Annotated in this window: 5 protein-coding genes; 1 reads left to right on the plus strand and 4 read right to left on the minus strand. The window is 70.0% G+C overall.

From position 1 onward, the window contains the following. Positions 1 to 15: 15 nt before the first annotated feature. The 4 genes from AABA78_RS13790 to AABA78_RS13805 form a co-directional block, all read right to left on the minus strand. The gene (locus tag AABA78_RS13790; protein ID WP_338263465.1) at positions 16 to 5,085 is read right to left on the minus strand and encodes a GAF domain-containing sensor histidine kinase; all 5,070 of its coding nucleotides are present in this window, start codon (positions 5,083 to 5,085) and stop codon (positions 16 to 18) included. Positions 5,086 to 5,180: 95 nt separating this feature from the next. After that, a complete protein-coding gene (locus AABA78_RS13795) occupies positions 5,181 to 5,597 on the minus strand; it encodes a glutathione S-transferase family protein (protein WP_338263466.1) in 417 nt (138 codons plus the stop codon). Positions 5,598 to 6,010: 413 nt separating this feature from the next. Next, a complete protein-coding gene (locus AABA78_RS13800; protein ID WP_338263468.1) occupies positions 6,011 to 7,051 on the minus strand; it encodes a sensor histidine kinase in 1,041 nt (346 codons plus the stop codon). 300 nt (positions 7,052 to 7,351) lie between these two features. Further along, on the minus strand, positions 7,352 to 11,485 hold the full coding sequence (locus AABA78_RS13805; RefSeq protein ID WP_338263469.1) for an Ig-like domain-containing protein: 4,134 nt from the start codon (positions 11,483 to 11,485) through the stop codon (positions 7,352 to 7,354). A 308-nt stretch (positions 11,486 to 11,793) separates the two neighbouring features. On the opposite strand from AABA78_RS13805, the gene AABA78_RS13810 reads away from it, so the two are divergent. After that, positions 11,794 to 13,083, plus strand: a complete 1,290-nt coding sequence (locus tag AABA78_RS13810; RefSeq protein ID WP_338263471.1) for an ETX/MTX2 family pore-forming toxin — start codon at positions 11,794 to 11,796, stop codon at positions 13,081 to 13,083. Positions 13,084 to 13,564 lie beyond the last annotated feature (481 nt).

The following is a 13,564-nucleotide window of genomic DNA, read 5'->3' on the forward strand; positions in this document are numbered from 1 at the left end:
CGCTCCCTTCCCTCCTCACGACCCGGATGAAGCTTCACCTCGGGCGGCGGGGCCCTGCCGCCCGAGGGGCAGATCCACCACGAACGTGGCACCGGCGCCGAGCGCGCTCTCCACGGTGATGGTGCCACCGTGGGCGCGGACCGTCTCACGCGCCAGATAGAGCCCCAGGCCCAGCCCGCCGTAGTTGTACGCGGGCACGGCCTGCTCGAACCGCTCGAAGATGCGCGCCTGATCCGCGCGGTCCACCCCGCTTCCGCGATCCCGCACCTCGAGCCGCGCGAAGTCGCCCGTCACGCGCGCACGCACCGTGATGGGGTGGCCCGCGCCGAACTTCATGGCATTGAGGAGCAGGCTGGTGATGAGCCGCCCCAGGCGGGCGCGGTCCCATTGCCCCACCACCGTCTCCTCGAAGCCGAGCTCCACCGAACAGTCCGAGGCTTTCAGCCGCTCAGCCAGGGCGTCCACCTGCTCCCGCACCAGGGTGGACAGGTCGCACGCGTCCAGCGCCAACGCCAGCGCTCCCGCCTTGAGCCGGGACACCTCGAGCATCTCGTCGGCCAGATAGGCGAGGCGGCTGACCTGACGCTCGAAGGTCCCGAGCAGGGTCACGAGCCGGCCGTCGGTGGGCGCTTCAGGCGCCCGCGTGCCCATCACCTTCCGGATCGACTGCACCTGGAGCTTCATGGCGGTGATGGGGGTCTTGAGCTCGTGGGAGGCGATCGCCAGGAAGTCGTCGCGCACGCGGACTGTCTCCTGGGCTGCCTGGTAGAGGCGAGCGTTCTCCAGGGAGATGGCGGCCTGCGCGGCCAGCACCTCCAGGGTGAGGATCCGCTCGGACGTGAACGCCCCCGCGAGCTGGTTGTTCTCCAGGTAGAGCATGCCGGCGAGGTCCGTCTGCCGGACGAGCGGAATGCACAGCACCGAGTGCACGCGCAGCGAGGCGAAGTACGGATCCGAGGAGAAGGGGCTCGGCTGGGATGCATCGTCGAGCAGGACCGGCTGCCGCAGCCGCTGCACGTGCGTCAGGAGCGAGCCCGGAAGCTCGGCACCGGGCGCGACGGGCTCGCCGAGGACGGAGACCTGGATCCCGGACTCCGTCAGCTGCGCTGCCACCCGCACGAGGGGATGTCCCCCTTCGAGCGTCATCAGGTATCCCCGCTCCGCACCTGCCTGCTCGAGCGCGCTCCGCAAGAGCTTCTCCAAGAGCCGCGGCAGGACGATCTCCTGGGAGAGGACCTGTGACGCGTGCACCATCGCGCGCGCGTCGAGCTGGGCGGGCTCCGCATCCAGGCGGTGCGGGAGCACACGCGACAGCCGCTCCTTCATGCGCGGGTACAGCTGCTCCAGCTGGCGCAGCTTCGCCTCGGCCCCCCACTCCTGGTACGCGCGCCAGGCCTCTTCAAGGTAGGCGTCGGCGACGGTGCGCAGGCCGCGGGAACGGTAGAAGCGCGCGGCCAGCTCTCCCGCCAGCGCCGCATATTGGAGGAGGCCGCTCTCGCGCGCGGCCCGGAGCGCCTGCTCGTAATGCTCCGCGGCCTCCTCGGTCCGTCCATGCCGCCGCGCGACCTCCGCCGTCACCAACGCATTGAAGGCGAGAAAGTTGGCGGGACAGAAGGCTGCCAGGTTCCTGAGGAAGGCGTGATGGCCTTCGAGCTCGTCCTTCCACTGCGCCTGCTCCTCCGCCGCTGCCTCCTCCCCATGGGCCGCCAGCGTCAGGGCGACCATGAAGACGGCATGGGCCTCACCGTACTGGCCCCGCTGGGCGACGATGAGTCCGGAGAGCTGTCGCGCTTCGGCGAGCGCGGCGGCGCGGTTGCCCAGGACGAGGTGGAGTTCGAGGCGGCGGACGCGGTACCAGAAGCTGGCGAACGGCGGCTGGCGGCTCACCCGCTCGGCGAAGGCCGCCTCCTCGAGCCTCTCGAGGGGGAGCGCCGGAGGGCGGCCGCGCAGCGCCTGGGTGAGGCGCTGGACGACCTCGACACAGACGAGCAGCGGCTCGTTCCCGATGCCGCGGTTGAAGTCGGCGGCGGCCCGCGCCGCGCGGTCGACCTCTTCGAGCCGTTCGCCCGCGGCCAGCGCCAGCATGCAGCGGTGGGTGAGCCCGAGGCAGACGAAGACCACGTCTCCCGCCCGCCTTCCCGCGCGCAGGGCCCGCTCCAGGTAGGTGTAGAGGGAGCGCGGCGGCTCGACCCAGGGGAAGATGGCGACGCCCGCGACCAGGCACACCTTCGCCTCATCCGCGAGGAAGCCGTGCCGCTCCACCAACGCGAGCGCCACGCGGGCGATGCTGGCCGCCCTGGCGTACTGCTTGTGGGTGATGACCAGCTCGAAGCCATAGGCGGTGAGCCCCACCGTGGACGCGGAGGTCAGGCCATGACGGAGCGTGAGGATCACCATCTGGCACGCCACCAGATGGTGCAGCTGTGGGTTGCGGAAGTAGGCCGTCGGCAGGAAGGAGGCCAGCACGTTCATGGCGGCCTCCATGTCTGGATCCCGCATGGGCGCCAGGCTGAGCAGCGCTTCGATGGCGTGCTCTCCGAGGAGCTGCTCCACGGTCCGGTCCGCTTCCTCTACCTGCTCCAGCGTGGGCTGGGGGCTCAGCGCGATGCCGTACTGATGGAGGCAGGCACTGGCGCTGTCGATGGCGGAGCCCAGGGCGCCCCGGGTGGTGTGCAGCTCGATCCGCGCCCGGTAGGCGCTGGCGCGCTCGGTGGGAGTCCGCGCATGGTCCAGCAGGACGGCCAGGAGGCGCTCCGCCGTGTCCAGCCTGCCGGCGGACAGCTCGCTCTCGGCCTCTTCCAGCTGAAGGCCCTGGGCGAGCTCATGATCAACGGCCCATGGATCGGGAGCGAGCAGCGCCTGGCCCGCCTGGAGGTAGCGGATCGCCGCACCATGCGCGGAGGCGGCCCTGGCCCGCCTGGCGGCGAGCAGGTTGAGCCGGGCGATCGCGATGCGCTCCTCCCGCGTTTCGATCAGCTCGATGCCCTGGTCGAGCTGGGCCACCAGGGTGAACACGCGCTCGGGCAGCAGTTGCGGTGGGGTGTGCGCGAGCAACTGGCGGCCGATGCGCAGGTGCGTGGCGGCGCGCACCTCGGGTTCGAGGAGCGCGTAGGCGGCCTGTTGCACGCGGTCGTGTGAGAAGCGATAGGTGCCTTCGAGGTGCAGGAGCAACCCCTCGCGCGCCGCCGCGTCCAGCGCGATGCGCAGGGCGTCCTCCGCGAAGCCACCCGCCACGCTGAGCAGTGGGAGCTCGACGGTCGCACCTAGGCAGGCCGCGAGCTTGAGCGCTTCCTGCGTGAGGGCGGGAAGGCGTCGCAGCTTGCCGAGCATCAGCTCGATGACGCCTTCGCCCAGCTCCAGCGCGCGGATGCGGTGGGCGCTCCACCGCCAGGTGCTCCGCCCCCGGTCGAAGGTGAGCAGGCCTTCGCGCTGAAGCGCGGAGAGCAGCTGGAGGGTGAAGAAGGGGTTGCCGTGGGTCTTCTCACAGACCAACGCCGCCAGCGGAGCGAGGGTCCGTGGCTCCGCGCCGAGCGTGTCTCCGATGAGCTGCGCGCAGTCCTCGCGCGAAAGGGGGGCCAAGGTGAGCTCCGTCACCCGGGTCTGGCCCTTCTGGAGCACGTCCAGGGCGAGCGCCAGCGGATCGGACGGCACCCTGTCGCGGTCGCGGGAGGCCCCGAGGATGAGGAGGGGGTGGGGAGCGGGGTGGGACGCGAGGTGCTGGAGCAGCCGCAGGCTGGCCTCGTCGGCCCACTGGAGGTCGTCGAGGAAGAGCGTCACCGGGTGCTCCTTGGTGAGTGCTTCCAGCAGCTGTCGGAACACCTGGAGGAAGCGGCTCTGGGCCTCGGCGGGAGCCAGCGGCGCGACCTCCGGAAGCCGCCCGGTCACCTGGAGCAATTCGGGGATGAGGTCGGCGATCAGCTGCCCGCTCGCGCCGAGCGCCTCATCCAGTCGCTCCTGCCACCGGGCCTTCTGGGATGCGTCCTCCGCGGCGAGCTGCCGGAAGAGGGGTTGGAACGCGCGGGCAAACGCAGCGTAGGGAGCCTCCTGCTGCTGGTCGAACTTGCCCGTCAGGAAGAGGCCGCCCTTGTCGAGGACCGTGGACCGGAGCTGGGTCACCAGGGAGGACTTGCCAACGCCACCCTCTCCCAGCACCAGGACCAACTCCGGGAGCTTCGCGGCCACCACCCGCTCGAAGGCGGCGCGCAGCTGCTCCAGCTCGGCCTCCCGAAGCGGGAGCAGCCGCGGTGTTCGCAGCTGTCCGAGCGCGTCGCTGGCGCCGAGGGCGAACGGCTCGATCCGCCGGTTCGAGGTCCATTGCTGGCGGCAGTTCAGCAGGTCCACGAGCAGTGCTTGCGCTGTCGGGTAGCGGTCCTCGGGCGCCTTCGCCAGCAGGCGCATCACCAGGTCCGACACCACGGCCGGGAGGTGGGGCTGAAGCTCCACGAGCGGCCGGGGCGTGCGGGCGAGGTGGCTGTGGATCCATCCGAGCGGGTCCTCGGCCTGGAAGGGCAGCTGGCCGGTGAGCACCTGGTACAGAACGACGCCCGCCGAGTAGAGGTCCGTGCGTGCGTCGACGGGACGGTCCATGCGGCCTGTCTGCTCGGGCGACAGGTACGGACCGCGTGCGGCGAGGGCGAAGTCGGTCAGCTGGACGTGGCCCGTCTCGGGATTGACGACCAGGTTCTCCGGGCAGACGTCCTTGTGGATGACACCGTGGGCGTGGAGGTCGGTGAGGGCTCCGGCGATGCCGACCGCCAGGTCGAGCGCGCGGCCGAACTCCATGGGAGTCCCGAGCAGTTCGTCGAGGAATCGGCCTCCACCGTCCTCGAGCACCAGGGCGAAGCGACCGCCGGAGGTTTCCAGGGACAGCGCGCGTACCACGGCCGGCGAGTCGGGCTCACGCCCGAAGTCGAACGCGTGGCGGAGCTCCGCGAGCTCCCTGGGAGAGGGCTGCTGGGAGCGCAGCAGCGTGACGAGCACCCGGCGGCCGTCGGCGGACGCGCCCCGGTAGACGACGGCGCGCTCCCCCTGCCGCACGATCGTGTCCAGGGTGTACCCGGGCAGCAGGTCCATCTTCTCGTCCATCCTCACCTTCGCAGTATCGCGGTGTTGGAGTCGGACTGCAGTGATGAATGCCGGGCACCCACGGGTGCGCGACACTCCAGCGGAACGACGGTTGCTCAGGGTGCAGGGGGCCGACGGTGCAGGGCCTCCGCGAGGCGGACGTATCCCTGGAACGCGCCGCTGCCCTGGGGCGCCTCGCCCTTCTCGATGGCATGGGCGAAGCGCACCCCGGCGTCCGCCTCCAGCCGCTCGAAGAGGCCTTGGACCTTCGGGTAGTCGTGGCGGTCCAGCACCTCGTGGTACCGGGTCCAGCGGGCAATGCCGTACCAGAGCGGCGAGAAGGCACTGAAGAAGGTCGTGTTCAGGTACGCGAGCATCTGGTTCAGCCGGTCGAAGTCCCCGGTGCCCTGGGCGAACGACAGCCCGGTGCCCACACCGCGCGCATGGTAGGGCCGGCCCAGCCACTCCAGCGCGACGATGGAGCCAAACGAGCAGCCAGAGGGGACACCGTAGAAGAGGATGGGCAGTGCCATGGTGAGTCTCCTGTCCGAAGCGGAAGGCGTGATGCCTTCGACGGGGACAAGATGGCCGTGGCGACTCGCGCCGTGTAGACACCGCAACGCGAACACAAGGTCCACACCCGTGGACGAGGTGGCGAGCAAGGTCCACCTCACGGACGAGCAACTGCGAAGCCCGCACGCGCAGGAAGCAGGCTTCACCTCGGAGCTGCGCGCCAGGCTCACGCCGCTCCACGGATGGCGGCTCGGGCTCCAGGAGGTGAGGGGGCTCCGACTGCCCTTCGTCCCGGAGCCTGAGCGCGCGGTCGATGCGCGCGGTGGCGCTGATGAGGCCCAGGTGGCTGAAGGCCTGGGGGAGGTTTCCCAGCTGCTCGCGCGTCACGTCCCCTGGGCATCACGTCCCGGCCGTGAGCCGCCAGACGCACTCCCTACGTCGCGGAGGCCGGCGCTCCCGGCAGCGTGAACAGGAAGGTGCTGCCCTGGCCGGGCCCGCTCTCCGCCCAGATGCGGCCCCCGTGCGCCTCCACGATGCCCCGGGCGATATAGAGCCCGAGCCCCAGCCCTCGCCGGTCCTCGCCGCGGGCCTGCCAGAACCGGTTGAACACCACCTCCAGCTGGTGGCTCGGGATGCCGGGGCCGGTGTCCGTCACGGAGAAGCGGACGTCGGCGTCCACCGGCTCCACCCGCAGCAGGATCCGGCCACCCGCGGGCGTGAACTTGATGGCGTTGGACAGGAGGTTCGCGAGCACCTGGAGGACCCGATCATGGTCGAACTTCGCCATCAGCGTGTTCCCGCGCAGCTCCACGTCGAACCTGAGGCCCTGGGCGGAGGCCAGCGGCTGGAATGCCTCGACGGAGTCCCTCACCAGCGCGGTTGCGTCCTGCGGCGCGGGGGCGACGCGGATCCTCCCCGCCTCGATGCTGGCCACATCCACCAGGTCGCCAATCAGCCGGTTCATCCGCGCGGTGAAGCGCTGGATCTTCTCCGCGGCCTGGTTCGCCCGCTGGCCCGCCTCGTCCTCGCCAGCGCCTCGCTTGATCAGGGCCGCCTGCAACGCGATGCCCCCGAGCAGCGTGCGCAGGTCGTGGCTGACCATGCCCATGAACTGGTCCCGCGTGGCGAGCGCCTCGTCCGCGTACGCCCGCTCGCCCGACAGCCGCAGGTCGGTCTCCGCCCGCTCCAGGTGGAGGAGCGCCGCCAGGGCCAGCAGCCGCTCGTCGCGTTCGTCCTGCAGCTCCGCGTCCGCTGCGTCCCGCTCTCCCTGGAGGACCGTGTCCTCCTTGGCCCGCTCCCGGGTGAGGGTCTCCCGCGCCACGGGCGCCGCGTTGCGTCTCGTGTCCGCGGTGTCGCGGGCCGTCTGGAGGGCCTCGTCCGCCTGCCCCCGAGCCTTGTCGATCGCGGCGTCCGAGCCCTCTTCAATCGCCTGCTGCCGCTCGGCGTATTCCTGGTCCGACTTCTTCCGCTCCACGCGGAGGCCTTCGTCCGTTTGGGACCGCGGGGGCTTCGGTGCTGTGTCCTCGGTCGCCATGGGAACCCCCTGTGAAGTGCCACTGAGAGTCAAGGTAGTCCCAATCCGCTCCGTCCGGGGCCCTGCGCGCCCGAGGTGCTGACCAGCGCTGCTCAGGCTGGCCGCTCGACGTGGCCGGGAGGTGGAGCCCTCCACCCTGTTCCGCGCGAAGGGCATGTTGGAGCCGGGGGGCCGCGATTCGACCGGGCCGGCCCGCGATGCCCTCCGCGAGCTGCTGGATTCAATCCGCTGAGCGCTGGCTCAGTTGCCGGCGTAGGCGGACATGTTGCTGCCCGGGTAGCCGCCGGTGCCGGACCAGGTGGAGGGCAGCGTCGTCAGGCCCGGCTGCACCTTGTAGGAGCCGGTGCCGCTGGTGTGGCGCCAGTAGATGTCGCCGGTGGGAGCGAGGACCGCCAGCCAGTACGTCGTGCCCGACGTCACCGCCTGTGACGTGATGGTGCAGCTGTTCCACGCGCCGGGTGTCACGGGCGTGACGGTGCAGGTGCGCAGCTGCGCGCCGGGCGTCCCGCTCCCATTCGCATACAGGCCGAGCTGGAGCGTGGTGGCCGTCGTCTGTGCATCCACGTAGAGGCTCAGCCGCGTGACGTTGCCGGTGGCGCCCGCCGCGTAGCTGAACGCCGCCGCGACGCCGGCGTTCTCGAAGTCGGACGTCGTCAGCACGGTGCTGTTGCCGACGAGGGCGGTGGGCGCGGCGGAGGTCGTCGCGCTGGCGTTGGCCGTATAGGCCGAGCTTCCCGCGGCGTTGGTCGCGCGGACCCGGTACCAATAGCGGGTGCTCGCGGCCCGGCCCGTGTCACTGAACGTCGTCACGTTGGCGCCCGGCGTCCCGACCTGGGCGAAGGTGCCCGGGGCCCCGGAGACGTCCGGCGCCCGCTCCACCAGGAAGCCGCTCTCGTTGGTCGAGGCATCGGTCCACGCCAGGTTGATCTGCCCCGACGACACCGCCGTCGCCGTCAGGCCCGTGGGCGCCGCGGGCGCGGTGGTGGCGCTGCTCACGTTGATGGACACCGTGGCGGAACTGGTGCTGGCGACGGGGTTGCCATTGTCCACGGCCACGGCACGCACCGTGTGGCTGCCCTGTGAGGGATTGCTCCAGGTGCAGCCGTAGGGGCTGGTGGTGCTGGAGCAGATGAGCGACGTGCCGTCCGCATAGAAGTCCACCCGCGCGATGCTCCGGCTGAAGCCCGCGCTGGCGGTCGCTGCCAGCGGCACGGAGGCCGGCGCGGTGTACGTGGCATTGGCGGCGGGGGAGGTGAGGCTCACCGTGGGCGGGTTGGACAGCGTGAGGGGCACCGCCGCGGAGGTGGTGGCCTGGAGCGTGTCGTCGGTGGCCTTCGCCGTCACGCTGTGCGCGCCGTCCTGGAGCGAGCTGACGCCGCAGCTCACGGACGTCGTGGTGGGCGCGTTCACCGTGCAGAGCAGCGTGGTGCCGTTGTCGAAGAACTCCACCTTCGTGAGCGTGCGGCCCGGGCCCGCCGTGGCGGTGGCCTGGAGGTTCAGGTTGGCGGGCGCGGTGAAGTTGGCGTTGGCGGCCGGCTGGGTGATGGACACCGTCGGCGCGGTGGAGCTGCCCGCGGAGAGGCCATACATGGAAGCGCTGGATGCGCCCGTGTACACGGTGGAGGTGCCGAACGTGGGGCCCGGCAGCGCGGAGAGGCCCGTCGGCGAGTAGCGCATGGAGCCGGTGGGCAGGTCCATGTAGCGGAACACGCCGCCCCCGTTCGCGCCCAGCAGCGCCAGCCAATAGACGGTGCCCGACGTGAGCGTCACCTGCGGTGCGGCGGTGCAGCCGTACCACTGCCCCGTCACCAGCGGCAGCGGATCCACCACCGGGGTGGTGCAGGAGGAGAGCAGGGTGCCCGGAGCGCCCGAGGCATCACTGTAGACGCCAATGGACAGCGCTGCATTGGCATTGCCCGGCGCCGCGAAGACCTTGAGCGTCCCCAGCGTCCCGGTCGCGACGGCGGTGTACTGGAAGGCGTTCACCGAGCCGCCATTGTCGAAGTCGTTCTGCGTCCCCACGGTGTCGACGCCCACCAGCCGCACGCCGCCCGCGGAGGCGCTCACCGTGAAGCTCACCGGAGCGGAGTTGGTGACGAGCGCAGGGCTGCCATTGTCCGTCGCGCGGGCGAAGACATTGGAGTACGTGCCGGCCGTCGCGTTCCACGTGCAGCCCGTGCCGGTCGTCGTGAAGCAGAGCGACGTGGTGCCCTGGAAGAACTCCACGCGCGTGAGGGTCCTCCCCGCGCCCGCGCTGGCCGAAGCATTGAGGGTCGTGCTCCCCGTGGGCAGCGTGGCGCCGGAGACGGGGCTCAGGATGCTGACCGTGGGCGGGCCGGCGACCGTGATGGCCACCGACGCGGAGCCGCTCTCGCCCAGGCTGTCCACCGCCTCCGCGCTCACGGTGTGGCTGCCATTGCCCAGGCTGCTCGTGGCCGTGCAGGTGACCGGGTTGGAGACGGGGGCGTTCACGGTGCAGAGCACGGTGGCGCCCGCGCGGAACGTGACGCTGGCAATCGTGCGGCCCGAGGTGGGCGTGGCCGTGGCGCCCAGGCTGAGCGTCGCGGGCGCGGTGAAGTTCTGACCGGCCAAGGGCGCGGTGATTGTTACGGCGGGGGCGGTGGGAGGCGCCCCGGAGATGACGATGACCCCGCTGGTCGAGTGGCGGATGCGGAGCGCGTTGTTGCCGGTGTCGAAGGTCCACCCGTCCGCGGCCAGGTCCGTGCGCTGCGACAGGGCGGTGCCGCCCGCCGTCACCGCCGAGGGGACGAAGGCGAGGCGCAGCACCTCCGTCGCGCTGGCGTCGTAGGTGGTGTAGCGGACCTCGTTGCCGGGGCCGTAGGTGACGCTCTTCACGACGGAGGTGGAGCGCAGCAGGTGGTTCTGTCCGGCGGGCGCCCAGTCCGGCTGCGCGCCCATGCCGATGACGAAGTGGCGGATGAAGTCACCCCAGCCGTCCGTGAACCAGACGTTGTTGGGATACGGCCCGTCGATGGTGAGCCCGCTGTCGCGCACCATGTACGTGGCCCAGTTGAACGCGCGGAAGGCCTTGTCCTTCGCCGCCGCGTCCCCGGTGAGCTCCGCGTAGCGCGCGTTCACGGCGGCGTAGCGCGCGGTGTGGCTGCCCATCTTGTAGTGGAAGGCGAACTGCTCCTTGATGGGACGCGCGCCGAACTCCAGCGTGTCCCCGAAGTTCGTCTCGATGAAGGCGATGATGTTCTGCACGTGCGCCTGCCAGTTGGGGTCCAGGCCGGGGTTGTCCATCAGGAACTTGGCCGTCTCCCCGGGGACCAGCTGGTTCAGGTTGTTGGTGGCGTCCGAGCCCACGTCCTCGAAGTACTGGGTCCAGTTCTGCGTCGCGATGGGGCCATTGCTGCCCAGCAGCCACGCGAGGACGGTGGCCTGGGTGCTCTGCCATTGGGCCAGCTGCGTGCCGCTGTAGCCGGGCGCGCCGTTCAGCGTCCCCGCCTGGCCCAGCTGGATGAGCTCCTGGAACAGCTTGAGGGGCTCCACGACGTTGGACGCATAGTTGTCCACGATGTTCGCGCCGGTGCGCACGGCGTTGTCGGAGGCCCGCACGCGGTACGGCCAAGGCGAAACACTGGCGGTCGGGGTGCGCAGGTGGCTGGTGAGCTGGTTGGCCGCGTGGATGGCCATGTCGCGGTAGGCCGTGTTGCCATTGAACTTGAAGGCCTGGACGGCGGCCCACGCGAGCGCGCCCACCTTCTCCGGCTGGAGGTAGCCCACGCCGTCGCCCACGCCCACCGAGGAGCCTGCCTGCGTGCCGGCGTACGTCAGCGTGCCGCTGGCGCCGCTCGCGTAGGGCACGTTCGACCAGTGGTCCCCCACGGCCGTCATGCCGTGCGCCAGGTGCCAGTCCAGCAGCGCCAGCGCGACGTTCCGCAGTCGCGGGTCATTCTTGTAGGGCGAGTACGCGAGGCCGGACTCGATGAGCATCGCGTTCAGGCCGGCGGGGTTGTGCGGCCAGCCCACCGGCTCACCGGCCGGAGAGCACCCGGGCGCCGTGCCGCTGCACAGATACGAGTGCGCGTAATAGGCGGGCCTGGCCACCGACGGGTTCGTGAGGTTGGACAGGTTGGGGAGCGCGAGCAGGTAGTTCTGGTTCAGCTCCAGCACGTAGTCATACGCGGCGGAGCTGCCCGGGGCCGTGGGCGGCGCCCAGGACAGCAGCTTCCCCGTGCCGTCGCACTGCGCGGCGTGCTGGTCGATGTTGCCTCCGCCGCTGCACGCGAGCGCCTGTCTCACGGTGGTGGGCTCGGGGGCGTCGGAAGGCGCGACACAGCGGGTGAGCAGGAGGAGCGTGAGTGCTCCGGTGAGGGAGCGGAGGATCCGCGCCGGGAGATGGGCATGCATGGGGTGGGGTGTCCTTGGAGGGGGCGCACAAAACAGCACCGGCCCTGGAGATTGCTCTCTCCAGGGCCGGTCCATTATCGCCCGTGCCCGGTCGCCGGTTGCGTCACAGCTCCGGCAGCCGTCAGATACGCCAGCCCCTTCAAGCCTGCCCACACCAGTCGCACGCGAACACCTCCAGTTGAAATCCCTGCCATTGATTACCCATGACGTCACGCCGCCAGGAACAACCGTACCGTCGGGCAATGGATGGGCATACGGAGAGTGTGTTTTTCCTTTCACTGCCACAGGCGCATGAGAGGAATATCCAGATGCCAGAGATTTCGAAGCTTCCCGCTCCGGGGCCCACGCCTCCCAACCAGCCGTCCAACACCGTCAGGCTCTTCCAGGACGCGAGCTGGTCGAGTTCGTCCTACCTGCTCAACGTCAATGACTACACGAAGGACAAGCGCCACTCCATCTCCGGGACGAGCATCCAGGACAAGGCGACCTGGATTGCGTTCAACCTCCCGGTGGGGACCGTGGTGACGATGATGGACAACTTCGTCGCGCCGGCCGACGGCAACGTCTACAACCTCAAGGGCTGCGGCAGGGTGGTCGACCTCGTGGGAACGGGCAAGACCGAGGCCGTGGCCCTCTCGCTGGTCAACATGAATGACTGCATTTCGGCGTGGTTCTGGCACACGCCCGACCTGAACCTCGGAGGCGTCGAGCTCTACCAGGATGCCGACTTCAAGGGGAACCGCACGGTCCTGTTCCTCTCGGAGTGGAACGCGAGACAGATCCACTCGCTGTCGGGCTGGTACATCCACGACAGCGCGAGCTCCGCTCGCTGGCCGTCGCTGTATGACGCACAGACGGTCTCGTTGTTCGCCAATGCTGACGGTTCGGGGGTGAGCTACGAGAACATCAAGGCCTGGGGCAGCTTCTCGCAGCTGAGTAATTTCAAGGAGGCGGGCTTCAACGACGCCCTCTCCAGCTTCTCCTGGAACAACCTCATCCCGAAGCAGGAGGTCATCGCCCCGGTCATCGTCACGGTCCCGAACAGTGGCGGGAAGACCCTGTCGACGCAGACGACCGCGACGAACAACAGCCCCGAGGTGCAAACACAAACCATCACGCTCACCAATACGACCGAGCAGACGACGTCGGTGACGGTCACCAACCAGTACACCGCGGGCATGGAGCTGGGTTATTCGCTCTCGGCCAAGGCGGGTATCGGAGTGGGTGAGGTGACCCAGGAATGGACGCTCAAGCTCAGCTTCAGCTACTCGCGCACTGACAGCTCGACGCTGACCAAGACGCAAACCACGGCGCTCTCGATCTCGCAGGTGTTCAACGTGCCTCCCTACAGCATCGCCCAGGCGACGCTCTGGGTGCAGATGGGGCTGCTCCCCCCGAACACGACCTACAGAACCACGGCCGAGCGTTGGTACGACGCCGACCTCAAGGGAAGCACGTACGACCCCGCGAACGGCTGGTGGAGGCGGACGGAGTTCATCACCCTGCAGATGGGTGGCACCCTGGCCGTGAACTCGAACCTGGTCGTCGAGACGTCGTCGATTCCCCAGGGCGCCGATGCATTGGCAGCCAGCGCCTAGCCCCCTCTCACACCGTGGAGAGTTCCCAGGTGGCCTCGAGTCCACCCGGGAGCCCCTGCGTGCGCGCCTTCTTCGACAAGCACGACGCGCTACGAGAAGCGCGCCGTGGCGAACCAGACTGAAGCGATGTGGAGCCGATGCCTGGAGACCGGACCGCTCCACGCGCTCGCGCACGCGCCCGCACGGGGCCTCGTCGCCGTGGGCGGAAGCAACGGCGCCGTGCACCTGCTCGACAGCCTCACGCTCGACGTCCGCGCCCTCTTCCACCTGGGCATGGCCACCGCGCGCCCGGAGTCGCTCGGCATCGTGCGGAAGCGCCCGTCGAACACCCTCCGGGCGCTGGCCTGGCACCCCGACGGAGAGCACCTCCTCTGCGGGTCCTGGGACTTCGTGGCCCGCATGTTCCACAGCCGCACTGGCGGTCGCTGCTCGAAGGTCGCGCTGGGTGAGTGGGGCGCACCCGGGCACGGCACGGCACGTC

Origin of the sequence: Corallococcus caeni (assembly GCF_036245865.1) — a bacterium.
GTDB lineage: Bacteria > Myxococcota > Myxococcia > Myxococcales > Myxococcaceae > Corallococcus > Corallococcus caeni.

Excerpts from the sequence above, each read along its gene's own strand:
- AABA78_RS13790 (WP_338263465.1), bottom strand. The coding sequence starts at position 5,085 with ATGGACGAGAAGATGGACCTGCTGCCCGGGTACACCCTGGACACGATC.
- AABA78_RS13795 (WP_338263466.1), bottom strand. The coding sequence starts at position 5,597 with ATGGCACTGCCCATCCTCTTCTACGGTGTCCCCTCTGGCTGCTCGTTT.
- AABA78_RS13805 (WP_338263469.1), bottom strand. The coding sequence starts at position 11,485 with ATGCATGCCCATCTCCCGGCGCGGATCCTCCGCTCCCTCACCGGAGCA.
- AABA78_RS13810 (WP_338263471.1), top strand. The coding sequence starts at position 11,794 with ATGCCAGAGATTTCGAAGCTTCCCGCTCCGGGGCCCACGCCTCCCAAC.